20 protein-coding genes and 1 pseudogene are annotated in these 23,184 nt (G+C 44.0%); 8 read left to right on the top strand and 13 right to left on the bottom strand.

Going from position 1 to position 23,184, the window contains the following annotated elements; translation table 11 throughout:
• Positions 1-167: 167 nt before the first annotated feature.
• On the top strand, positions 168-2,072 hold the full coding sequence (locus BCU07_RS18370; protein ID WP_102427959.1) for a diguanylate cyclase: 1,905 nt from the start codon (positions 168-170) through the stop codon (positions 2,070-2,072).
• Positions 2,073-2,135: 63 nt separating this feature from the next.
• On the opposite strand, the gene BCU07_RS18365 is transcribed toward BCU07_RS18370, so the two are convergent.
• A complete protein-coding gene (locus tag BCU07_RS18365) occupies positions 2,136-2,741 on the bottom strand; it encodes a beta-phosphoglucomutase family hydrolase (protein WP_102427960.1) in 606 nt (201 codons plus the stop codon).
• An 87-nt stretch (positions 2,742-2,828) separates the two neighbouring features.
• Between BCU07_RS18365 and arfB the strand changes: the two genes are divergently transcribed.
• A complete protein-coding gene (gene arfB, locus BCU07_RS18360) occupies positions 2,829-3,239 on the top strand; it encodes an alternative ribosome rescue aminoacyl-tRNA hydrolase ArfB (protein WP_017059842.1) in 411 nt (136 codons plus the stop codon).
• Positions 3,240-3,332: 93 nt separating this feature from the next.
• Here the strand turns inward: arfB and BCU07_RS18355 are convergent, their stop codons facing one another.
• The gene (locus BCU07_RS18355) at positions 3,333-3,650 is read right to left on the bottom strand and encodes a helix-turn-helix transcriptional regulator (RefSeq protein WP_017059843.1); all 318 of its coding nucleotides are present in this window, start codon (positions 3,648-3,650) and stop codon (positions 3,333-3,335) included.
• 200 nt (positions 3,651-3,850) lie between these two features.
• Between BCU07_RS18355 and BCU07_RS18350 the strand changes: the two genes are divergently transcribed.
• Complete coding sequence (locus BCU07_RS18350) at positions 3,851-4,177, top strand: hypothetical protein (protein WP_102427961.1); 327 nt, start codon at positions 3,851-3,853, stop codon at positions 4,175-4,177.
• A 91-nt stretch (positions 4,178-4,268) separates the two neighbouring features.
• Here BCU07_RS18350 and BCU07_RS18345 read toward each other — a convergent pair whose 3' ends face one another.
• From BCU07_RS18345 to BCU07_RS18335, 3 genes are all read right to left on the bottom strand, one after another.
• Positions 4,269-5,321 (bottom strand): S1 family peptidase, encoded by a 1,053-nt coding sequence (locus BCU07_RS18345; protein WP_102427962.1) that lies wholly within the window; start codon positions 5,319-5,321, stop codon positions 4,269-4,271.
• 279 nt (positions 5,322-5,600) lie between these two features.
• Positions 5,601-6,734 carry a glycine cleavage system aminomethyltransferase GcvT gene (gene gcvT, locus BCU07_RS18340; RefSeq protein WP_102427963.1) on the bottom strand — a complete coding sequence of 378 codons (1,134 nt, stop codon included), beginning with the start codon at positions 6,732-6,734 and terminating at the stop codon, positions 5,601-5,603.
• Between the two features lie 447 nt (positions 6,735-7,181).
• Positions 7,182-7,805 carry a helix-turn-helix domain-containing protein gene (locus BCU07_RS18335; protein WP_102427964.1) on the bottom strand — a complete coding sequence of 208 codons (624 nt, stop codon included), beginning with the start codon at positions 7,803-7,805 and terminating at the stop codon, positions 7,182-7,184.
• 441 nt (positions 7,806-8,246) lie between these two features.
• On the opposite strand from BCU07_RS18335, the gene BCU07_RS18330 reads away from it, so the two are divergent.
• From BCU07_RS18330 to gcvP, 3 genes are all read left to right on the top strand, one after another.
• On the top strand, positions 8,247-9,539 hold the full coding sequence (locus BCU07_RS18330; RefSeq protein WP_102427965.1) for a serine hydroxymethyltransferase: 1,293 nt from the start codon (positions 8,247-8,249) through the stop codon (positions 9,537-9,539).
• A gap of 51 nt (positions 9,540-9,590) precedes the next feature.
• Entirely contained in the window at positions 9,591-9,971 is a 381-nt protein-coding gene (gene gcvH / locus BCU07_RS18325) for a glycine cleavage system protein GcvH (RefSeq protein ID WP_017064654.1), read from the top strand.
• An 89-nt stretch (positions 9,972-10,060) separates the two neighbouring features.
• On the top strand, positions 10,061-12,940 hold the full coding sequence (gcvP, locus tag BCU07_RS18320) for an aminomethyl-transferring glycine dehydrogenase (RefSeq protein WP_102427966.1): 2,880 nt from the start codon (positions 10,061-10,063) through the stop codon (positions 12,938-12,940).
• 356 nt (positions 12,941-13,296) lie between these two features.
• On the opposite strand, the gene BCU07_RS18315 is transcribed toward gcvP, so the two are convergent.
• Positions 13,297-14,115 carry a DUF2971 domain-containing protein gene (locus tag BCU07_RS18315; protein WP_241910039.1) on the bottom strand — a complete coding sequence of 273 codons (819 nt, stop codon included), beginning with the start codon at positions 14,113-14,115 and terminating at the stop codon, positions 13,297-13,299.
• Between the two features lie 407 nt (positions 14,116-14,522).
• Here BCU07_RS18315 and BCU07_RS18310 point away from each other — a divergent pair, with 407 nt between their 5' ends.
• Positions 14,523-15,905, top strand: coding sequence for an MATE family efflux transporter (locus BCU07_RS18310; protein ID WP_102427967.1), 1,383 nt, complete (start codon positions 14,523-14,525; stop codon positions 15,903-15,905).
• Positions 15,906-16,018: 113 nt separating this feature from the next.
• On the opposite strand, the gene BCU07_RS18305 is transcribed toward BCU07_RS18310, so the two are convergent.
• The 5 genes and pseudogenes from BCU07_RS18305 to BCU07_RS18285 all read right to left on the bottom strand — a co-directional run.
• Positions 16,019-16,645, bottom strand: a complete 627-nt coding sequence (locus tag BCU07_RS18305) for a LysE family translocator (protein ID WP_102429068.1) — start codon at positions 16,643-16,645, stop codon at positions 16,019-16,021.
• A gap of 226 nt (positions 16,646-16,871) precedes the next feature.
• The gene (locus tag BCU07_RS18300) at positions 16,872-17,732 is read right to left on the bottom strand and encodes a delta-class carbonic anhydrase (protein ID WP_102429069.1); all 861 of its coding nucleotides are present in this window, start codon (positions 17,730-17,732) and stop codon (positions 16,872-16,874) included.
• Between the two features lie 357 nt (positions 17,733-18,089).
• The gene (locus BCU07_RS18295) at positions 18,090-18,551 is read right to left on the bottom strand and encodes a hypothetical protein (RefSeq protein WP_102429070.1); all 462 of its coding nucleotides are present in this window, start codon (positions 18,549-18,551) and stop codon (positions 18,090-18,092) included.
• 226 nt (positions 18,552-18,777) lie between these two features.
• On the bottom strand, positions 18,778-19,563 hold the full coding sequence (locus tag BCU07_RS18290; protein ID WP_241910072.1) for a hypothetical protein: 786 nt from the start codon (positions 19,561-19,563) through the stop codon (positions 18,778-18,780).
• Positions 19,564-19,787: 224 nt separating this feature from the next.
• Positions 19,788-20,417, bottom strand: a pseudogene (locus BCU07_RS18285) (D-serine ammonia-lyase); the annotation flags it as partial.
• Between the two features lie 133 nt (positions 20,418-20,550).
• On the opposite strand from BCU07_RS18285, the gene BCU07_RS18280 reads away from it, so the two are divergent.
• Positions 20,551-21,744 carry a CynX/NimT family MFS transporter gene (locus tag BCU07_RS18280; RefSeq protein WP_102320431.1) on the top strand — a complete coding sequence of 398 codons (1,194 nt, stop codon included), beginning with the start codon at positions 20,551-20,553 and terminating at the stop codon, positions 21,742-21,744.
• A 14-nt stretch (positions 21,745-21,758) separates the two neighbouring features.
• Here BCU07_RS18280 and BCU07_RS18275 read toward each other — a convergent pair whose 3' ends face one another.
• A complete protein-coding gene (locus BCU07_RS18275) occupies positions 21,759-22,556 on the bottom strand; it encodes a helix-turn-helix transcriptional regulator (protein WP_102429071.1) in 798 nt (265 codons plus the stop codon).
• Positions 22,557-22,612: 56 nt separating this feature from the next.
• A complete protein-coding gene (locus BCU07_RS18270) occupies positions 22,613-23,146 on the bottom strand; it encodes a YbhB/YbcL family Raf kinase inhibitor-like protein (RefSeq protein WP_017060498.1) in 534 nt (177 codons plus the stop codon).
• Between the last annotated feature and the right edge of the window lie 38 nt (positions 23,147-23,184).

Genomic DNA, 23,184 nt, shown 5'->3' with positions numbered 1-23,184 from the left:
TTGAGCAATCATTTACTAACGAAGTGATTGCTCAACAATCAAGCTTAACTGCAAAAAGTTGCACTTAAATCGTAGTTATATGCGAATCTTGTCTTAACTTCTGGGTCAAGATCACATTAAAAACCCTATAAAATATATAGTATTGCGCTGATTCTTTGAGGACAGTGATGAATACAAGTATAAAAAAACTAGTCAGCCAATTTCTATGTACCATCTTTGCCCTAGGACTAGTCCCTGCCCTCTACATCAATTCTGAACTTGACAGAATTGATGCTCAGCACACTCTAAATATTAAGCAGTCTAGCCAAAATCAAATCGAATACAGCTTTCATGAACTCGCTGTTATTGTTGAGCAAATATCTAACTCTGTTCCTTCAATCGCCGACTCTCAAACACTACTCCGAGCGATTCGAGAACCTTCTATTATCCATAAAGAAACCCTGCAAGATCTTTGGGTGATGTTAGCTCGTGGCCAAAAATACTATTCCCAGCTTCGTTACCTCGATCTAGCTGGCAACGAAGTGTTTCGCGTTAATTATAAAGACAATCAAGCAATCGTGGTTCCAGATAGTGAACTGCAGAACAAGTCTTCGCGTGATTACTATGAGGTACTACAGCAATTAAAGATTGGTGAGATTAGCTCTCGCGGTATTGATCTTGAAGTCGAAAACGGAGAGATCGTTCGCCCTTTGATTCCAGCACTACGCATTATGACGCCAGTCGCTGAAAACAACCGCATTATTGGTTACTTCATCGCAAACCTGAACATGCTTGAGATTTATAAGCGCCTTCACTATCAAATTGGTGCATCTTCTGCTGTTCCTATTATTCTCAACAAAACCGGACACATAATCATGGGGCCGGATCCTACGGAATCTTTCGGACATGTAATTGAATCACGTTCAGAGCAGACTTACGCAAAGTTATACCCTGAGCTTTGGACTGCGATTCAAGACAAGACATCTTCGAGCTATTTCGATGGTGAGAACTGGTATTTTCATTCCGACATCAGCCCTAAAATCAAACAGTTTGAAGGCCCTATTTACATGGTTCTTCACATTGAAAATCAGCAGTTCAGCAGTCAATACCGAGAAGAAAAACAAGCGATCGTCGTTCAGATCATCACCTTGTCTTTCTTGATTTCGATGATCTCCGCTGGCTTCGTATTGTGGAACAGCAACCACAAGAAGAACAGTATCGAGAGCCAACTTGCTAAGGCCGCAATGAATGGCATGTCTGCCTTGGTGATTACCGACAGAAACAACCGAATCATCAAAGTAAACCAAGAGTTCACCCGTGTGAGTGGCTACGAGTTAGAAGACGTAAAAGGCCGCCAACCGTCCATGTTCGCCTCTGGTCGCTACAACGAAGAGTTCTACATCAAGATGTGGAGCATCATCAAAGAGAAAGGCATGTGGGAAGGCGAAGTGGTTAATCGTCGTAAAGACGGGTCTTTGATCACGGAAATATTGCGAATCCAAACCATTAAAGACTCGAAAGACGTGATTCAGTTTTATGTCGCTTCATTTGTGGATATAAGTAAACACAAAGAGCTAGAAAACAAACTGAGAAACCTGAGTGAAAAAGATGCCTTAGCTGGGTGTTGGAACCGCCGTAAATTCGATCTTGAGCTGCGAGATGAGTGCTCTCGTGTTAATCGTTACCCTACTCGCGAACAGTCTTGTTTAGCGATTTTGGACATAGACCACTTCAAACGCATCAACGACAGATTTGGTCACGATTATGGAGACCGCGTCATTCAAACCGTTGCTCAAGTATTACAACGAGAGTGCCGAGAAACTGATTTTGTGGCTCGTATTGGTGGCGAAGAGTTTGGCGTTATTCTGCCTCATACCACAACAGAAGAAGCTGAGTATGTACTTAACAGATTGAGAATCGCAGTCAGTATTGAGCTCGATAACGTGGTGACGGTCAGTGGTGGAATTACCAACCTGACCAACGACCCTGCTCTTAGCTACAAGTGCGCCGATTTAGCACTTTATGAAGCCAAAGCAGCAGGTCGAAACAGTGTGTGCCTGTTCCTAGACAGCGAAATGAGCGAAATCGCCTAACAGAAAATCAGTATTGTTCCGCTAGGCTATTAGTTTGGCGGTTTAACAACCCAATCCTTGCAATCAGCTTGGTGCAGGATAGAACTCTAGTGTGTTCCCCTCTACCACTAGAATACAATCCATGTTCGCAGCATGAGCAGCCTGCTTACCTAGGTTCGTATCTTCAAACACAACACACTGCTTTGGCTGCAAACCCATACCAAAACACGCATCTAAGAAAGTATCCGGATTTGGTTTGTGATTCTTAACGTCTGTTGCTGTCACGAGAATATCGAGCTTACTCAAGATCTCTGTCTTATCCAGTAACTGTTCGGCACTTTTACGTTGACTGCCCGTTCCGACTGCAATCTTCTTGTTACCCAGATGCTCTAACAACAGAGAGTGAGTACAAGGGATAACGTCTCCTTTGTCTTCGATAGCCGCAAACGACGCCATTTTAAACGTAGAAACCGCTTGTGGGTCGAGCGATAAACCGTATTTGCTGTTCACCTCACCGGCTATCTTATAACTCGGCATGCCACCTAAGCTATGCAGCCAAGACGCTTCAAAATGAAAGCCAAACTCTTCAGCCGTTCGCTCCCACGCCTTTACATGTGCAGGCATTGTATCGATCAACGTACCGTCCATATCAAAGATTAATCCTTCATATGCCGTTAAATCTATTTTCATCACTACTACCACTCTTAAATAAAGTTACTGATACCATAACCAATATTCAGTATCATGGCGCCATATTACCGTTCAAAATGGATGTTTATGTTACAAATATCTAACTCTGTTTCGATTCAAGACTGGGAACTCCAGTTAACAGCGATCAGAGCACAAGGAGCCGGCGGTCAGAACGTCAATAAAGTATCGAGCGCGATACATTTACGTTTTGATATCAAGCACTCTACCCTACCTGACTTCTATAAAGAAAAGCTCCTCGCACACAAAGATAGCCGCATCACCAAAGACGGTGTGATTATCATTAAAGCGCAACAGTATAGAACTCAGGAACAAAACCGAGATGATGCTTTAGTGCGCTTGAAAGAATTGATCTTGGAAGCGACAAAGGTTCAAAAAGTAAGACGAGCAACTAAGCCGACGCGTGGCTCTCAGAAAAGACGTTTAGAAAGCAAAAAACAAAGAAGCACCACCAAACAGCTGCGTGGAAGAGTGAGCTGATGGCTTCATGCCCTCAGAGAACACATTACCCTAGAAGTATCTGTCAATTTGACTAACGAATCGATCTATTACGCTGTTTATTTGAAAGAAAGACTACTGCTTCTTTTTGACCGACAAAATCAGCTTGATCAACAACAGGCGCTCTTCGCTGGTCAGCAGACGACTGACCGCAGCTACATCTTCCGCTGTTACTTGTGATGCGCCAACAATATCAAGCACCACATCCAAATCCGTCACTTTTAAGGTTCTAGTGATTGAACGATACTGAGACATCTTGATGTCCGCCTCTCCGCGTTCAATCCTTTGATAGGTTTTTAAGCTCATTCCTGCACTCGAGGCTAACTTTTCTTGAGACAAGTTGGCTTGTTTCCTACGCTCAATCAGCGCCAATATTATGGGTTCTTGTGACATAAGCTCATCCTCAAAAGACAGTTATGTCCTAAATTCAGAAAGAAGCAGACCATATTGACTTGTGATGGTTTACATAAGCCATCAAAGGCATATTATTCGCTTGATAAAACCGTTACGTTTCATAAACCTTCACACTGATATCAGTTGTGAACGTACAGGCTAGGTAACTTGAGTATTCAAGTGTTGGGAAATAATAAAAATTGCATATTGCGAATAAGAAAGACGTCAAATTGGAAATTGCGAATCGCTATACATTGGCATTTCCTTGCATTAGTCACGCATTAGAATCAGACAATCCCCGCCCAGAAATTATTGCAATACAACATAAGCTACTCACGTACAAAGAGGTGTTGCTGCACGGGAACATGTTGGAAGGTAAGGAATTAAAGCAAGCTTTTTCTGCATTGAACGAAAATGAAAAAGGTGTGGCTCAAGGCGGTATTCAAAGCATCAACGACGCAGTTAAAGAGATGGATGTGATTGTCGAAAGGTACAGTAGAAAAGCGTCTACTGAATTCTGTGCCTAATCCTCTGAACGGCTTAAACAAACAAAACAAAAACGGCCAGTCATAGTTGAATGACTGGCCGTTTGTTTAGCTAACATGAAGACGTGGGTATCTAACAAGACATCGCTCTTCTAAACCTACCGAGTAACATCAACGCGCCTAGTAAGCCAAATGACACACTGCCTCCTGAGCCAGATGAGCTTCTACCAGCAGAAGCAGTACGTTTCGCGTCTGTTGAAACAAACTTAGCAGTTTCAGTTCCAGCCATAACACTGTCGATCCAATCTTTATAGTCATAGATTTCTGTGAATACAGAAGTTATGGTGGAGGTGCCACCACATGTACCTGGACCGAAGCTAGTTATTCCAACCTGCCTATAGTCAACACCATCTCTCCAGTAAACTGGACCACCTGAATCACCTTGGCATGTGCCATTGAATAGTCCGGTAGATGAGCTGTAGTTGCCGTTAAAGCAGATCTGGTTGTTAGTTAAAGCTGCTTCATTAATAAAATCGGCCGTTGCACAAGTCGCATTATCTACATAATTAAGATCTGCTTTTTGTAATAAGGTAGTGCCGTCAAATTCAGAACGTGTATCACCGTGACCCACAGCAGTAAACGTCTCTAAAGAACTACGATAGCCCTCAGAAGTTGGTCGCTTCACAATATCATTAACGGAATCTATGTTGAGCGCACTTTCAAGTTTTAAAATGGCTACGTCATTACGTAATAAATCGTTCAAGCTATTTGAGTAATTACTAGGATAAAACACCTCAGAGACTCGAACCTTTTCAATGCTTCCATTTGGAAATTGGGAAGAGTCTTCTAATTGAGGGACGACGACAGTAAACAACTGAGCATTCTCATCACCATAAATACAGTGTGCAGCAGTCAGTACATGATAGTTATCTAAAATTGTCGCACCACAGTAAGGGCCTGTTGAGTAAACACCGTCATAATCAATACGATCAATGAACAAGCTTGCCATCGAAGGAAATTCCGTGACTGAAGCGTCGCTACCATTCACAATATAGGGTGTTACACCCAAATCAGGAGTACTTTCGTCCGTGTTTTCCGTTGCCATAACACTTGATGTGTAAATTAATGGCGCTAAAAGCCCTAAAACGGCTTTACGAACCGGACTCATTGTATGGTTTACGTTCATAGTTAACTCCTTGTAACCCCTACTACTTATTTACAAAAATGATGAATCGTCACCATAACACGTCACAATCGTGATTATAGTAAGTATTTGTAACGATATCGCCACATATCTCATTTTATAAACGAATTTTAAGTAACCGTTGTTAGTGGGTAACGTTAAAAGCAATACGTTACCAAAGACATACGCTACCAAAATCAAAAAAGCCTACCGTTAGGCTTCCCAATAAAGAGAAGCAAACAATAGGCTTTCATTTAGCTTAGTGGTTTCTCTTAAAAGAGATTAGCCACGATAATAACGCTGAGGTACGAATGGCATTTTTTCTACTGTCATTGGTAGCTTCTTGCCACGAACTTCAGCGAATACTTCAGTGCCAATAACCGCTAGGTCAGTACGAACGTAAGCCATAGAAACAGGCTTGCCCGCGTTAGGACCCGCAGTACCACTTGTTACAACGCCAATCTTGTTGTCTTCAGCATCGAACAGCTCAGCGCCTTCACGTACTGGTGCTTTAGTCTGACCAACAAGACCAACACGCTTGCGTTGAACGTCTTTAGTCGCGATTTGCTCAAGGATGATATCAGCGCCAGGGAAACCGCCTGCACGTTCACCGTCAGTACGACGCACTTTTTGGATACCCCATAAAAGGCTAGCTTCTACCGGCGTTGTTGTTGTATCTAGATCGTGACCGTACAGACATAGACCACACTCAAGACGAAGTGAGTCACGAGCACCAAGGCCAATCCACTCTACTTCTGCTTCTGATGTTAGTTTACGAGCAAGTGCTTCAGCGTGATCGTTCGGTACTGAGATTTCGTAGCCATCTTCACCGGTATAACCACTGCGGCTTACGATGCACTCTACGCCGTCGATATCGACTTTTTGAACATCCATGAACAGCATGTCTGCAACGCTTGGTTGGAAACGAGCCAGAACTTCAGACGCTTTCGGACCTTGAAGTGCTAATAGAGCGCGGTCATCAATCACTTCCATTTTTACGTCTGCAGGAAGGTGAGCCGTTAGGTGGTCGATATCTTGTGTTTTACACGCCGCGTTCACAACAACAAATAGGTGATCGCCAAGGTTAGCAACCATAAGATCATCCATGATGCCGCCCTGTTCATTAGTAAAGAAGGCGTAGCGCTGCTTACCAGAAGGCAGGTCAATAATATCTACTGGAACCAGAGATTCTAAAACAGCGGCTGCATTTTCACCGTGTAGACGCAGTTGCCCCATGTGAGAAACATCAAAAAGACCAGCAGCGTCACGAGTGTGTAAGTGCTCTTTCTTTACACCTAGTGGATACTGAACTGGCATGTCGTAGCCAGCAAAAGGAACCATTTTTGCGTCGACTTCAACGTGAAGTGCATGCAGAGGTGTTTTTAGTAGGTCTTGATTAGCGTGTTCTTGAGTCATTTTATTCTCCATGAAGCGTTGCAGGCTTTCCAAATCGAATCTGCCGCTTATATCTCTATTTAGAGTCGCCTCTAACGATATGGGTTAACGTTAGAAACAGTAGATAGTAAAAAGTGATGTCTTCTATATAGGCTTTTATTACTAGCGATATAAAAAGAGGCTTCTGTATAAAAGCTATACGACTCACTTTCTAAGAATTCACTTCAGTAAACTTCAATCAACATGAGTAAACCGTGTTCACTATAGTAAACAAGCCTGAGTCAGTTTTACACCCTTAACAAGATTAAAACAGCTCAAAATGTGATATTTAACAATTTAAAAACAACTTTCAGTCGCATACAAAAACGCGATATTGATGATTTTCACATCAATATCGCGTCATTTAGCAAACGTTAGAAACAAAAGCAAACGTTTGCATCCACTATAAGAAATTCGACCTTTGTTAATTTATTTTGCTGTCACCCACAAAATGAGCGCGTCTTCTGCGCTAGTCGAGATAAGCATGTGACCCATATTGGCATCGTAATACATGCTGTCACCTTCGCTCATGGGTACCGGCTCATAGAATTCTGAGTAGAACATCACATCACCAGAGATCACCATCAAGAACTCCTCACCATCGTGGCGAACCCAATCGTTATACTCTTCAAAGGTGCGTGCTCTCACTCGGCTCTTGAACGGCATCATCTTCTTATTCGAAAGTTCTGTCGCGAGCAGTTCATGCTCGTAAGTCGGAGTTGGGTGAGGTTTGCCCTGACCTGCTTTAGTTAAGTCACGACGTCCTGTGGCAACCTTTTTTCTTGGTGGCTCAAAGAGTTGCGGCATATCAATTTGCAAACCCATAGCCAATTTCTGCATCGCTTGGAACGTCGGTGAGATTTGTTCGTTCTCGATTTTACTCAGCGTAGAGCGCGCCAAACCAGTACGTTGGCTCGCCTCTTCTAACGTAATGCCCAGCTTGCTGCGGATATCTTTAATACGCTGGCCGAGCCTAAGTGGTTCGATATTCTGATCTAACGTCTCTTTCGCCAACGTTAAAGATGGGTACTCATCATAAATGTCTTCTGACATAGGTCCCTCATTCATTTCTTACTTCCTGTCTATTGATTTCATTGTTGCATGAAGCGCTTTGTTGATTAAAGAGCACACAGGGAAATAAAGCGTGCTCCCTGTAGCAAAACGAGAAAATCTGTTTCCTATTGGAAATTTTTGTTGAAAATTGATTTTATCGGAGCTATGTTATCGACTTGTTAGATGAAGAGATGCTACTTCAGCTTGCAGCAAATGATAGATTTAACATTTGTAAGAGCTGTTTTTTACCCGAACTTTTTGGGAAACAATTCGTGCTGCATTGCCCCTACAACGATCGCTTAGACGCTGTAAGAGTATATTTATAACGCAATTCACGTTTAACTATACCTATATAGCGCAAACGATACCGATGCAGAAATCAACGTAAGACCTAATGGACTATAAAAACAATCACCATTAGCTTAATGAAAGGTCTCGACAATGAACGCTTACCAAAACCATAGCTTAGACAGTTTTTTCTCTACGAACCTATCTGCGACTGACGACGCAGTATTTGCTGGAATCCAAGCAGAGAACACTCGTCAAAACGAACAAATCGAACTTATTGCTTCTGAGAACATCGTTTCTAAAGCAGTAATGCAAGCTCAAGGCACTTGCCTAACCAACAAATACGCAGAAGGCTACCCAGGCCGTCGTTACTACGGTGGTTGTGAGCACGTAGATACAGTAGAAGCTATCGCAATCGAACGCGCTAAGCAGCTGTTCAAATGTGAATACGTAAACGTACAGCCTCACTCTGGCGCTCAAGCGAACGGCGCAGTTAAACTTGCCCTACTTCAACCTGGCGACACTATCCTAGGTATGTCTCTAGACGCTGGTGGTCACCTTACACACGGTGCGCGCCCTGCAATGTCTGGTAAGTGGTTCAACGCAGTTCAATATGGCGTAGACCGCGACACACTTGAAATCGATTACGAAGCGGTTCGCGCTTTAGCAATTGAAAGCCAACCTAAAATGATTATTGCTGGTGGTAGTGCTATCCCACGCGTTATTGATTTCGCTAAGTTCCGAGAAATCGCTGACGAAGTTGGCGCTATCCTAATGGTCGATATGGCACACATCGCGGGTCTTATCGCGACAGGTGCTCACCCTAGCCCACTACCACACGCACACGTTGTGACTACAACAACGCACAAAACACTTCGTGGCCCACGCGGCGGCATGATTCTGACTAACTACGAAGACATCAACAAAAAGATCAACTCTGCAGTGTTCCCTGGCCTTCAAGGTGGCCCATTAATGCACGTTATCGCGGCTAAAGCAGTGGCGTTTGGCGAGGCACTTGGCCCAGAATTTAATACTTATATTGATTCAGTGATCGACAACGCAAAAGTTCTTGCTGAAGTGTTGCAAACTCGCGGTTGTGACATTGTGACTGGCGGAACAGACACGCACCTAATGCTGGTTGACCTTCGTCCTAAGGGCTTGAAAGGTAACGTAACTGAAGAAGCATTAGAGCGTGCAGGGATCACATGTAACAAAAATGGCATACCATTCGACTCAGAGAAGCCTATGATTACCTCTGGCATTCGTTTAGGTACGCCAGCTGGAACCAGTCGTGGTTTTGGCACTGAAGAATTCAAACTTATCGGTGAATGGATCGGCGATGTTCTTGACGGCTTAGTTGAAAGCCCTGAAGGCAACGCTGAAGTTGAGCAACGTGTTCGCAAGCAAGTTAAAGAGCTTTGCAAACGCTTCCCTCTTTACCGTTAAACCGTTTTTAAGATTTAAATTAAAACCTCATAAATTTTTGGAGAATAAGCAATGGACAATACACTAAAGTTTGCAGACAGCCACGAGTGGGTAAAAGACAACGGTGACGGTACTGTAACTATCGGTATCTCTGAGCACGCTCAAGAGATGCTAGGTGACGTTGTGTTTGTTGACCTGCCTGACACTGACGACGAAATTGAAGCTGGCGAAAGCTTCTCTCTAGTTGAATCAGTGAAAGCTGCTTCTGATATCTACGCACCAATCTCTGGCGAAATCGTAGAAATCAACGAAGAATTAGAAGATAGCCCAGAGCTAATCAACGAAGAACCTTATGAAGGTGGTTGGATTGTTAAAGTGAAGATGTCTGATGCGTCTGAACTAAACAACCTTAAAGATGCGGAAGAATACCTAAGCTCTATCGAAGAAGACTAATAGGTAACCTCATTACGATAAAGCTGCTCTTTTGAGCAGCTTAATTTTAGGGGCTAGCTCACGGCTCCAGAGAGAAAGTAGAACATATCATGACTGAATTACTTCAAAGCCAATTACTGAAAGACTTGGGTACACAAAACGAGTTTGTTACTCGTCATAACGGCCCAAATAAAGCAGACCAGCAAAAAATGCTTGAAGCGATCAACGCGACTAGCCTAGACGCACTGATCGACGAAACGGTTCCTGCACAAATCCGTCTTGAAAAACCAATGACACTTGCTGCGCCACTGAGCGAAATGGACATGCTGACCTCTCTAAAAGAGATCGCTAACCTAAACCAAGTGAAACGTACTTTCATTGGCCAAGGCTACTACAACACATTCACTCCAAACGTTATTCTACGTAACGTTTTAGAGAACCCAGGCTGGTACACAGCTTACACACCATACCAACCAGAGATTTCTCAAGGTCGTCTTGAAGCTCTACTAAATTACCAACAAATGGTAATGGACCTTACAGGTATGGAAATCGCGAACGCGTCTCTTCTTGACGAAGCGACAGCGGCTGGCGAAGCAATGACACTGTGTAAGCGTGCTGGTAAAAGCAAGAGCAAAGTATTCTTCGTTGCTGACGATGTTCACCCTCAAACACTAGAAGTTGTTAAAACTCGTGCTGAGTACATCGGTTTTGAAGTAATGGTTGGCGCTCTTGAAACACTTCCAGAGCAAGACGTATTTGGTGCGTTAGTTCAATACCCTGGTACAACAGGCGAAGTTCGTGATCTAACAGACATCATTGCGAAAGCTCAAGCAAACAAGACTCTTGTAACGGTTGCAACTGACCTACTTGCTTCTGCTCTACTTAAGCCAGCTGGCGAAATGGGCGCAGACGTAGTAATCGGTTCAGCGCAACGTTTCGGCGTTCCTATGGGTTACGGCGGTCCACACGCTGCATTCATGGGTACTCGTGAAAAGCATAAGCGTACAATGCCAGGTCGTGTAATCGGTGTTTCTATCGATACTCACGGTAACCAAGCGCTACGTATGGCAATGCAAACTCGTGAGCAACACATCCGCCGCGAGAAAGCGACATCGAACATCTGTACAGCTCAAGCACTTCTAGCAAACATGGCGTCTTTCTACGCGGTTTACCACGGTGCAGAAGGCCTACGTACTATCGCTCGTCGTACACACCACATGACAGCTATCCTAGCGGCTGGCCTGACTAAAGCGGGTTACGAGCTAACAAACAACAGCTTCTTCGATACCATCACAATCAACTCTGAAGAGAAGACAGATGCACTGTACGCGAAAGCACAAGCAGCAGACATCAACTTGCGCCTTCTTAAAGGTAAGATCGGTATCAGCTTAGATGAAACAACCACAGTCGACGACGTGAATGCCCTATTCGCTATCTTCGACGTAAAAGAAGACGTTCAAGCGCTATCTTCTGACATTGCATCAAATGAGTTTGCGGCAATTCCAGAAAACTGTCGTCGTGAATCAGAGTTCCTAACTCACCCAGTGTTCAACACGCACCACAGCGAAACGCAAATGATGCGTTACCTAAAACAGCTTGAGAACAAAGACTTCTCACTAACGCACGGCATGATCCCACTGGGCAGCTGTACGATGAAGCTGAACGCTGCTGCTGAGATGATTCCAGTAACATGGCCTGAGTTTGGTTCAATTCACCCATTCGCACCTCTAGAGCAAGCGGCGGGTTACACAGCACTAGCAAAAGATCTTAAAGAGAAGCTATGTGAAATCACCGGTTACGAAGATTTCTCACTACAGCCTAACTCTGGTGCATCTGGCGAATATGCAGGTCTAATCGCAATTCAACGTTACCATGCAAGCCGCGGTGAAGCTCACCGTAACGTTTGTCTGATTCCAAGCTCTGCGCACGGTACTAACCCTGCTACAGCATCAATGGTTTCAATGAAGGTAGTGGTTGTTAAGTGTGATGAAGATGGCAACATCGACATGACAGACCTAGCAGCGAAAATCGAGAAGCACAAAGACAACCTATCAAGCATCATGATCACTTACCCTTCTACGCACGGCGTATACGAAGAGCAAGTGAAAGAAGTGTGTGAACAAGTACACGCAGCGGGCGGTCAAGTTTACCTAGACGGCGCGAACATGAACGCTCAAGTAGGTCTAACTTCACCTGGCTTCATCGGTTCAGACGTATCTCACTTGAACCTACACAAAACATTCTGTATCCCACACGGTGGTGGCGGTCCGGGTATGGGTCCTATCGGCGTTAAATCGCACCTAGCACCTTTCCTACCTGGTCACATCGAAAATGGTGTACAAGGTTCTGACTACGCAGTATCAGCAGCAGATTTGGGTAGTGCTTCAATCCTACCTATCTCTTGGGCTTACATCGCAATGATGGGCGAACCTGGCCTAACAGACGCAACGAAAGTAGCGATTCTGAACGCGAACTACGTGATGGAGAAACTACGTCCTCACTACCCTGTTCTTTACCGTGGCACTAACGGCCGCGTAGCGCACGAATGTATTATCGATATTCGTCCACTTAAAGAAGACACAGGCATCAGCGAAGAAGATATTGCTAAGCGTCTAATGGACTTCGGTTTCCACGCGCCAACTATGTCTTTCCCAGTTGCTGGCACGCTAATGGTAGAGCCAACTGAATCAGAAGATTTAGAAGAGCTAGACCGTTTCTGTGAAGCGATGATCGCAATCCGTCACGAAATGGCAGCAGTGAAAGCGGGTGAATGGCCACTAGACAACAACCCTCTAGTGAACGCACCACACACACAAGTTGACCTAGCTGGCACAGAATGGGATCGCCCTTACTCTCGCGAACTTGGTTGTTTCCCATCGAAAGCAACCAAGAACTCGAAGTACTGGCCTACTGTTAACCGTGTAGACAACGTATACGGCGACCGTAACCTAATCTGTTCTTGCCCAAGCATCGACAACTACGAAGACTAATTCGTAGCGGCGCTTAGCAGCGAAACATAACAAAAGGCGAACCAAACGGTTCGCCTTTTTGTTGTCTGAAATCTAAGGGCAATAAAGCATTGACCTTACCGTAGGGGAAAGGTTTAAGGTGCAATGACAGTCACGACAAATTAGGAAATAATTATGGGATGTTGTAACAAAGCCCCAAAAGGTGGAGCCCCTCTTGGCTTGCTTCTGAAGGTAACGCTTGGGATTGGTCTTTTAGTGTTTCTACTGGATCTGTGGCAGTAGGAAGCTAATGCACACTAGGTTTGAAGCTAAGAAGTGATGGTATGAACAAGGTAGATAGCGCCAAGTTGCTATTGGCGCCATAGTTGTTTGTTAGCTTACAACTCTACAGGCATGAGATCCCACGATTGTGCGTCAGGCTCGCACCTGAATACCTTACAGCCAAATGACTTTAAGAAATCGAGATTATTCTTAACGCGTTTTTCATGTACCCCCTCTTCGATGCGAGCAACATTACGGTGTACATTGGCCCCAAGGTAAATTTCTTTAATACCTGACTTGGGAACTTTATAACAAAACAAGGGTTGTCCTAGATAACTGTTTCTAACCTTATTCCACCTTCCGTCGTTTGTCAGAAGCTGTTCTTCCTTAGAGTGATAGCCAAACTTAAAATCGGTAAGGCTTTTTATGACACGCACTTCTTCTTCATAACCCCACTCTAATGATTTATATAAGAACGCTTGCTTTAAATAGTTCTTAATCTCAGGACTAAACACCATCGAAGTTTGTAGATCATCTAGATGCTTTTGAGATGGTACACCATTTAATTCTTTATTTTTTGTACTGACATAAACTATCTCACCTAATTGAGCAGGAATTATAAATTCTCGTTTTGAAGTAAGCCCACATTCTTCAGCATCAATACCAATCACAACCCCTCTATGACTATCCCCATAGTGCGACCACATTAGAGAGTTGAGAGGGTTTCTAGTTAACGATAACACCGCATATTTTCGCGAAAAATGCCCTTTGAAAACTCGAACAGCATTACGTGGTGAAATACTACCTGTGGCAGAAAAACCAAAATTTGTCCCCTCAAACGGGTCATTAAGATCCTCTAACCCAGTGAAACCGAGCGAGAGATTCTTAAGCATGAGGACTGCGGAGTTAAAAGACATATATTTATAAAGCATCATACTATTACTACTCAGTTGATATTTTCAATTGTATACAGTTATTAGACCGAAACATTCCCCATTTAAATACAGAATGCTTCTATCTAGTTCTTTATGCCACCAATTGTACTAGCCTTTGTCTTTCCATAACAATCACTTATACCGTCACCTTAGTGATTAGCGCGGCAAATATAGAATTTACCCGTCTAGTATGATTTCCACTAAATCATGAACTTACGTGCGTTAGACCCGTGTTGTAACCATCAGAACCTATCCGTACCTCGGAGTAAGTGAAACTCTATAAAGCCAATGCTTGACCCTATACGGTAAGGTGTTTATATTGTCGCCCGTCCAACGGGGCACATCCTAAAATGCACACCGGCCATCCTGCCATCACTGGTGCATTTATATTGGTGTTTTGAACTTCCATGCTAACGAAACTTCGTCCTTTTACTCGTGAATCGGGTGCGCTTATGCATCTTTCGATTCCAATCATTTTGACTCAAATAGCTACCCAAGCGATGGGATTTGTCGATACGACAATGGCTGGCCAAGTAAGCCCTGCTGATCTTGCCGCTATTGCACTTGGCACCAGCCTTTGGATTCCTGTGTTGCTGCTACTGCGTGGTGTGATTATGGCGCTAACGCCTGTTGTCGCTTACCACCGTGGCGCACGTGACTTTCAAAGTATCTCTGTTGAATTCTTCCAGATGGTATGGCTTGCATTAATTGCTAGCGTACTGCTTATCGCTTATTTGGTGAGTGCGAAACCAATCTTAGAATGGATTGGCGTAGCCGCTGAGATCATTCCAATTGGCAGTGACTATGCGTTTGCCCTAGCCTTTGGTGTACCGGGTATTGCCCTGTTCTACACCTTGAACGGCTTCTGTGAAGGTATGAACAACACCAAAGTGCCGATGATCATTTCGGTAATTGGTTTGCTGATTAACATTCCGGTCAACTACGTGCTTATCTACGGTAAGTTTGGTTTCCCTGAAATGGGTGCTGTTGGCTGTGGCTGGGCAACGAGCTTAGTGTATTGGCTAATGTCGGGAATGCTGTATTCCTACATTAAAGGCCATCATCATTACAAAACCATCATCAGCTTTGCAGACGCTAAGCCAAAAGCAAAAGAGATGCTTCATCTTTTAAGGTTAGGTTTACCTATCGGGATGAACATTGCAGTGTGTGGCAGTATCTTTGCGGTTATCGCATTGATGATCGGCCGTATTGGTGCCGAGAATGTGGCAGCGGCGCAAATCGCTCTCAATATATCGAGCCTAACTTATGTGATCCCGATGAGTATCTCGTTTGGCATTACGATTCGTGTTGGACACGCTTTGGGTGAAAAAGATGAACTTGGCGCGATTGAGCGCAGTAAAGTCGGTATTTTGGTGGCAGCATTAATCTCGTTGCTTTCGGTAGCGATGTTCCTACTGTTCCCTGAATTAATCATTAGGCTTTACACCACTGACCCAGTAATCAGTGCAACAGCGGCAGTGTTATTGACCTTTACCGCTATGTACCAATTCAGTGATGCTCTGCAAACCTCTGCAAATGGTGCTCTGCGTGGCTATAAAGATACCAAGATCCCGATGATCTTAGCTATCGCTTCATACTGGGGCTTAGCGTTACCACTGGGTATGGTGTTGGGCTTAACAGACCACATTGTTCCAGCAATGGGTGAAGAAGGCTTCTGGATTGGTATTCTGACGGGATTAAGCGTATCAGCTGCGTTGATGTTGCTTCGCTTGCGATACGTAATTAAGAAGCGTGACTTGCCACCAGCAAGTACTCCATTGTTAAACTAAGATAGACCTATAAGCTAATACAAAAAAGCGCGTTATTGCTACTCGGCAATAACGCGCTTTTTTATCTAAATTGAACTGTGTTTATCTGTTTATCTGTTTATCTGTTTATCTGTTTATCTGTTTATCGCCAAATATGAACCAGCCGCAATCATTATTCCACCAGCACTTTGGTTTAATCTTTTATGAGCGCGTGGTGTTTTAAGTAAACTTGCCATTCTGCCCGCGCCCATTGCAATGATCATTAAACCGGACATCAAAGCAACCGCCGCTAAAACAGCAACCAAGACGATATCTTGTGAACGCAAAACAGTCAGATCAATAAACGTTGGCAAGAATGAAATATAGAACAAAATCACTTTCGGGTTTGATGCTGAAATCAAAAAGCCTTGTGCGAAACTGGCGAGTTCCGATTTCTGACTTTGTTTTGCTGCGAGCTCAGCTGTGCCTTGCACTTCAGGTAGGCTCTTAAACATCTTGTAGCCCAAGTAAATCAAATAAGCGGCACCAACGTAGCGAATCACCTCAAAAGCAAACGACCAGTTCTCAGCAATCGTCGCTAGACCAAAACAGGCAAGCGCCAGATAAATCAGATCACTACAGATCATTCCTACAGAAAGAGAGATGCACTTTCGCCATCCATCGACCATACCACGAGCCAAAATCGCAAATACACCGGGACCCGGAGTAATGCCAAATATAAACATGGCAATAAAGAATGTAACTGCGCCTTCTAATGACATTGGCTTGTCCTTATTTATAACCCAACATGATTGATCACGAACGTATCATGGAGTTTCGATTCAGGTAAAGAGTGTTTTGGTCTGCGAAGATTCAAAAAGCTCATGTTTGAATAACTGTCATACGTAATTTCCCCACAAAGCACCAAGTGTTTTATCTAAGGTAATAAAAAAGCGAACCTAATGGCTCGCCTCTACAAAATATTGACTACGAATCAACGTAGCAAGATTAGTTCGCCATTGGTGACAACAGCTCAGGGTTAACCACCAAGTTTCTCACACCGTGGGCGTGGTCTTCGTTAAAGTCATTGCCTTCACACCAGTTCCCGACTGTCGCGATGTTTACTTTCGCTACTTGTGGACGAACACTCCATGTTACTTGGAAAGGTGAACCTTGCTCGTTGTAACCTGGGCCCGTTGTTGAACCTGCGTATTGGATCGCTGAGCCCGTATCTTGTGGGATGTTTGGTGCTTGGTGTAAGCCGTTCACTTTTGAATGTTTAGCGAGCGCTTCAAAGTCGGGTGCTTTGTCGTCATTCACTAATACGTAAACTTGGGTTTCTACACGCAGTTGCGGGTTGGTAATCGCATCGTTAAAACAAGCACCCAGTGTTTCACCCGGTTCAACTTGCGCCGTTGAATAAACATAGTGAACTTCAATGGTGTCACCCGAATGCAAAGAACCATGCTCGCTCGGACAAACCTTGCCCTCAAATGGTTTCAGCTCAGCAGAACTCAGCTTGCCTGTGTATTTAAAGCCACTCTGGAATCCCTTACCATCACCGTTACCAGCGTATTGAGTAAACTCTCCACCTTTATGCTCAGCATTTTTATGGAAGTGAATATTACATAAGTTCATCGCTGTTGAATCAGGGGCATCCGAGAACAGCCTAGTATTTGTACCTTCTAATGAACCCAAATCTCTTGGAGCTTGCGGTCCAAAACCTTGTCCTTGGGTATTTTCAGAAAGCTTTGCTCTTTGTTCTGCGATAACACCATCTGATACAGACTCATGGTTCGCGTCTGATGCATTTGCATGAGCTGACAACATCACCAATGCGGCACTTAAAAACACACTCTTATTCTTCATTTTTCTTCCCTAGAATATTGATAACTAAACCCAAACCGACTTAACAGCAAACATCTTACTATGCTCATAAGTGAATATAAGGCTTGTCTTTGTAAGATTAGATTTCATTGCTTACTTTGGGATGAGTATTAGAACCCTTGATGCATATAACAAGTCAAACAGGGTAAATTCGGCGAGTCCCTTCCAGAACGAATAATTTCCTATTTTCGTTAACCGTCGCCTGACTCAGCGCTCAGATAAGTGAGCATGATTCTTAGCAACAACGGTGGCCAGATTTAGAAGATCAAAAAAGGCGAACCATCTGGCTCGCCTTCACGTTTCATTCTATCTATTAGGTTGTGGTTCTAAGTTAACGATTTAACCGTTACCGGTGGCAAATATCCCAAACGTCATGACGTTCAATGCATCTGTCACGCCCTCTAGTGATTTAATCACCGTCTTAGTCGGTTTATTATGACGAATAAAATAGCTTCCGATGCCTTTTTCACCGCCACTCTTAGCATCGCTTTCCGTTGTTTCTGTCGCTGCTACTTGAGAAGGTCCCACTGATTCTGGCTCTGCATTGGCGTGAGCTATCGTGTCTTTATTTGAATCAAGGTTAGTGAGTGGTTGATGATTAACGATTGAATCATGGGAAGAATCAACGCTGGTCTCAGCGTTTGTATCCTTTGAAGTCTCGAGATTACTCTCTCCCTCTATACTTTTCGACATAGCGTCTTCGTTGCTCAATGTCTCGTCGTCTAGCTGATGATTACTCGTTGAAGAACAGGCTGTTAAGAAGAACAGGCTAACGATGAATATGAGTAAGTTTCTCATAATAATGATAAAGCACGAATTAATAAAACATTGTTCGATTGTATTTTATTTGGCTGACGACATCCAGTGATAAGCGGAGTAAACACGAACAGTCACGGTCTTGAAGAGTAAACAAAAGCGTACGGGTTTAGTGCTTAAGAATAATAATTCGAGAGCTCAATTAGGTTGCCCGCCGCTTATCATCTGAAAGGTGGTGTCAGTTAGGCTTGAGGATTCACACGCTATAAGCTTAATCTTTACTGGAACACAGTTCAGAGATTCGGTCACACATGGCTTGGTTGACTGCGAAGTGGGTGTTGAGGAATGCTAGTTGGGCAAGTGCCGATTCAGCGGTGCGCTCGTAGCCTTGGGTAAAGGTTGGTAGCAATTGGGCAAACTTAGGGAAGCGTGCTTCTAGCCTTCTATCCGACATAAATTCATCAACGAATTCAGGCTCAGACTGTTCAGTTTGATCCACAAGATCGATCAAACGATCGAGTGCGTAAGATTGAACGAACCGACTGCCCGACAGCTTTTCGCCTCGGTTATAACGAGACATACCCACATAAAGATTGGTTAGAGCCTCACCAATGATCCAATCTTGGGAATTAGTGTCTGTCTCCCCTTTTATTGGTGAAACACAACACTGTGTATCAAATTCATGTTGCTGCCAAACAATACGCCCTTCAGCAAACGGAATGTGCGCTAACTCGTGGGGTTCAAACACTGCAAACTCACAAAAGATTCCGTCAGCGTACAGAACTTTATAGCCATCGACGGTATTTCTCACTGCGTAGTCGATTGAGTGAATATCAGATAGCCAATGCAAACTGTCTAAGAAATACTGCTTGTGCCCTGTTTGCACTATTGCGAAAAAATCGACATCTGAGTACTGATCAAGTCGTTCTGTTTCAATACCTACTGAGCCCAATCCCAGCAAAGCATGAGCCTTACCCGATGCTTCCAAAGACTCCCCAATAGCATCTAAACGCTGGAGTAATTTTTCTGGTGTGTTTATGTGTCTTGTCTGTATCACTTTGTCCGTCTACATTGCTCAATCCCTATCAAGTTGAATGCCACTCAACCTAACTGATAGTTAGAACATCTAAGAAGCTTAATTTATAAAATGTGTGTTTTGGATAACGATCTGTGCAAGTTATTGTTTGAATTAAGGTGGGATTTAGAGGTGAGAAAGAGTGTGTACAAGCTATAAACAACACTCTTCTATCATGACTTATCTTTTTAGCAGCTCATATTTGCAACAACGTTGACGCCATGCTCTCGCAGTTTACTTTTCTTCCAAGCTCTCGCGTCTGCTGACATATGAACGGACACTGTAAAACCTAGCTTGGCACTCATGATACCAATCGACATTCCTAGGTTACCCGTTGAACCTACCGCAATGCTGTATTGTTGGAAGAAGTCACGAAATTCAGGTTCGAGCAACTTACTGTAGTCATCGCTCTCACACAGTAACCCCGCTTCAATCGCAAGCTTCTCGGCATGCGTTAGTACTTCATAGATACCACCGCGCGCTTTGATTGAACCTGAAATCGGTAAATGGCTGTCTTTCTTCATCATCAAACGCCCTTTTATTGGCTGCTGATAATGAGCTTCTAATGCTAACTTCATTGCAGGGATATCGATAAGCTCAGATTCGATGATGCCATTCGTCACATGAGTTTCAGGGAATGCCTTCACCAGATAAGGGGCAAACCTTTGTAACCTCAAACTCGCATCATGAATATCTTGTTCGCCTAAACCCACATAAGGCAAACCGCGCTCCAGAGTCGTCACATTTGGGTTAAACCAAACCACTTCTTCCAATGCAATCAATTGTTGAAGTAATGGGAAATCTGAGATGAGTTTATGGATATTCAATATGGTCATGGATTACCTTTTTTGGTAAAGCGCGCGCGACGCTGGTTCAGTCATTAGTAAACCTATTTAAACGGTATTTGTGTAATCATTCAATGACCTGTAGGCTAGCTTTTCTTCTCATAAGCAAACAGTAGAACAACCTATGAGCGCCTCTCTTCGTAATAGCATTTTCGTCATGTTAGGGATTCTATTCCTAGCACTTAACCTTCGTGGGCCTTTTACGAGCTTGGCTCCTGTGCTTTCTCAGGTTATGGAAGGCCTCAACCTTACGTCATCGGCTGCAGGCTTCTTAACAGCTTTGCCACTGTTAACTTTTGCCTTATTCTCACCATTAGTCACCAAGATATCCCAACGAATTGGTCTAGAGCCTAGCCTGTTATTAGGCTTAGTTCTGATCACTACGGGTATTACACTGCGCTCTGCTGGGTTAACCCCAACCTTGTATATCGGCACGGTGATGATCGGGCTTGGTATCGCGATTGGTAATGTGTTGTTGCCTGTAGTAGTGAAAGTTAGCTTCCCGACACGCATCGCTACTGTGACTTCTCTGTACATCTTTACGATGGGCATCGGTTCGACGTTAGGCTCAAGTTTGATGGTGCCGTTTTCAAATCTAACCTTATTTACGATCACGGGTTGGCAATTAGCGCTGTTAATGAACTTGGTATTTCCAATATTAGCTTTGATGATCTGGTTGCCTAAAATCAGAAAACGCTCATCTTCGGCCAGCAATAACAAGCAACAAGACAAACCTCTGCCGATGAAACAGATGATTAAAAGCGGCGTAGCGTGGCAAGTGACACTAGCTCTTGGGCTTAACTCATTTACCTTCTACTCTTTGGCTGGCTGGTTGCCACAGATATTGAACGATCTTGGCTACAGCGAAATCGACGCGGGCTACATTTATGGATTTCTGCAATTTTCGACTATGGTTCCGGGGCTGCTGTTACTGCCGTTCTTAGCCAAAAGTGACAATCAACAATGGCTCATCACTCTATGTGCATCGAGTGTATTTGTTGGATTGATTGGTCTTCTGTATTTGCCTGAGTTTGCGATCTTTTGGGTGGGACTGTTTGGATTAGCCAACTGCTCGACATTTATTATCGCGCTCTCTTTTGTTGGCTTGCGTACATCGAATAGCAGCCAAGCCGCATCATTGTCGGGTATGGCTCAGGGAATCGGTTATGCGTTGGCAGCCACTGGTCCAACGCTGGTGGGTAAGCTTCATGCTCAGACAGATTCTTGGAGTGTGCCGATTCTGTTGATCGCATCTGTTGCCTTTGCGTGCACGATTTTCGCGGCATTGGCAGCACGAGATAAGAAAGTGAGCGTTTAAGCCAAACATAATGACTATGGCGTCGCGACTCTATGGCTGACGACGGTTTTGATGTATTCACTTGGCGACAAACCAAATTTGCCTTTAAAGCGCTGACTAAAACGCCCTTCCGATTGGTAACCGCAAGACTGAGCCAACATCGCCACATTCTGCTGTCCGTTTTGCATCAGATAAAGCGCGTGACTCAAGCGAACTTCAGCCAGTACCTCTCGATATTGCATGCCTTCCAGTTTGAGCTTCCGAATCAATGTCCCTCGGCTCATCGCAAATCGCTCCGCCACCGACTCTAATGGATGTTTCTCATCTGGTGAATGTGAAAGGTAATGGCTGAGCTTTTGGCTAAACGAGACGTTGGCACTGACAAACAATCGATGCAGTACCCCTTTTTCAGCTAATTGCTGGTACAAGCCCTGCAACCAAAACTGTTGAGTCTCTTTGCTCATGCTCTGTGTATCAAAAGAGAACAGAGCATTGAGTGAGTCTTGTAAGTTTCGATCCACTTTTACTGTAGGCAGTCCCAGATCATTCGACCGTTCCTCACTTAAATCAAGCATCGCCTGAGAAGGTTGGAATTGAAAGCTGAACACTCGCGACAAGAAGCGCCCTTTGTGGGGCATGTTCTCAAAACTTAGTGAAGCTGATGCCTCACACAACAGCAGATCAGAATGTGAGAGCTCTGCCGCTGAATCTTTCCAAAACAGGCGCTTACTTCCTGTAATGATCTGAATGATACTAGGGGATAGAATCCTCACATTACGCAGCTTTTGTAACTGCTCTGCACGAAAGATCGTCACTTGATATTGATGATTCATCTCATCCCTTTATTTACTTATTATGTACGTGTATAAGCTTTAACGTACATAAGCTATTAACGTGTATAAGTTGCGGTCAGTTTAGCTTTGTCTAAAGCCATGCTGTTCAACGTGAATCCAACCACAGCCGACGGCGTATTTTCGTCGAGGTTAAGTTTGTCCGTTGGTAATGCCCAAACCGTGAACTGGTAACGGTGCATACCATCTTTTTCTGGAGGACAAACGCCACCGTAGCCAACTGTACCGTAATCAATGCGACCTTCTTTGCCACCGACTTTAGAGATGTCGACACCGCGAGGTAGCTCGTTCACAGTTGCAGGGATATCAAACGCAACCCAATGCCAGAAGCCACTTTCAGTCGGTGCATCTGGATCATAAGCTGTGATAGCAAAGCTTTTGGTACCTGCTGGTGCATCTTTCCACATCAATTGTGGTGATTGATTATCGCCGTCACAACCCCAACTAGAGTATTCAAAAGTCTTTGCCATTGGGTGACCTTCTTGAATATCGTTGCTGGTTAATTCGAACGCATGAGCAGAGCCTGTAGCCAAAATACTGATTGCCAATACTGATTTGATGATGAGTTTTATGATGGTTCCTCTTATTAGGTATGAGCCCAGTATAGTCC

The organism is Vibrio sp. 10N.261.54.E10 (assembly GCF_002877735.2).
Lineage (GTDB): Bacteria > Pseudomonadota > Gammaproteobacteria > Enterobacterales > Vibrionaceae > Vibrio > Vibrio crassostreae_C.
This window is presented reverse-complemented; position numbering and strand designations above follow the sequence as displayed.

Bases quoted from the DNA above. Each gene is read 5' to 3' on its own strand.
- BCU07_RS18330 (WP_102427965.1), top strand. From the start codon at position 8,247: ATGAACGCTTACCAAAACCATAGCTTAGACAGTTTTTTCTCTACGAAC.
- BCU07_RS18355 (WP_017059843.1), bottom strand. From the start codon at position 3,650: ATGTCACAAGAACCCATAATATTGGCGCTGATTGAGCGTAGGAAACAA.
- BCU07_RS18300 (WP_102429069.1), bottom strand. From the start codon at position 17,732: ATGAAGAATAAGAGTGTGTTTTTAAGTGCCGCATTGGTGATGTTGTCA.
- BCU07_RS18365 (WP_102427960.1), bottom strand. From the start codon at position 2,741: ATGAAAATAGATTTAACGGCATATGAAGGATTAATCTTTGATATGGAC.
- BCU07_RS18305 (WP_102429068.1), bottom strand. From the start codon at position 16,645: ATGTCATTAGAAGGCGCAGTTACATTCTTTATTGCCATGTTTATATTT.
- BCU07_RS18310 (WP_102427967.1), top strand. From the start codon at position 14,523: ATGCTAACGAAACTTCGTCCTTTTACTCGTGAATCGGGTGCGCTTATG.
- BCU07_RS18345 (WP_102427962.1), bottom strand. From the start codon at position 5,321: ATGAACGTAAACCATACAATGAGTCCGGTTCGTAAAGCCGTTTTAGGG.
- BCU07_RS18280 (WP_102320431.1), top strand. From the start codon at position 20,551: ATGAGCGCCTCTCTTCGTAATAGCATTTTCGTCATGTTAGGGATTCTA.
- BCU07_RS18275 (WP_102429071.1), bottom strand. From the start codon at position 22,556: ATGAATCATCAATATCAAGTGACGATCTTTCGTGCAGAGCAGTTACAA.
- BCU07_RS18370 (WP_102427959.1), top strand. From the start codon at position 168: ATGAATACAAGTATAAAAAAACTAGTCAGCCAATTTCTATGTACCATC.
- gcvT (WP_102427963.1), bottom strand. From the start codon at position 6,734: ATGACTCAAGAACACGCTAATCAAGACCTACTAAAAACACCTCTGCAT.
- gcvP (WP_102427966.1), top strand. From the start codon at position 10,061: ATGACTGAATTACTTCAAAGCCAATTACTGAAAGACTTGGGTACACAA.
- arfB (WP_017059842.1), top strand. From the start codon at position 2,829: ATGTTACAAATATCTAACTCTGTTTCGATTCAAGACTGGGAACTCCAG.
- BCU07_RS18315 (WP_241910039.1), bottom strand. From the start codon at position 14,115: ATGATGCTTTATAAATATATGTCTTTTAACTCCGCAGTCCTCATGCTT.
- gcvH (WP_017064654.1), top strand. From the start codon at position 9,591: ATGGACAATACACTAAAGTTTGCAGACAGCCACGAGTGGGTAAAAGAC.
- BCU07_RS18335 (WP_102427964.1), bottom strand. From the start codon at position 7,805: ATGTCAGAAGACATTTATGATGAGTACCCATCTTTAACGTTGGCGAAA.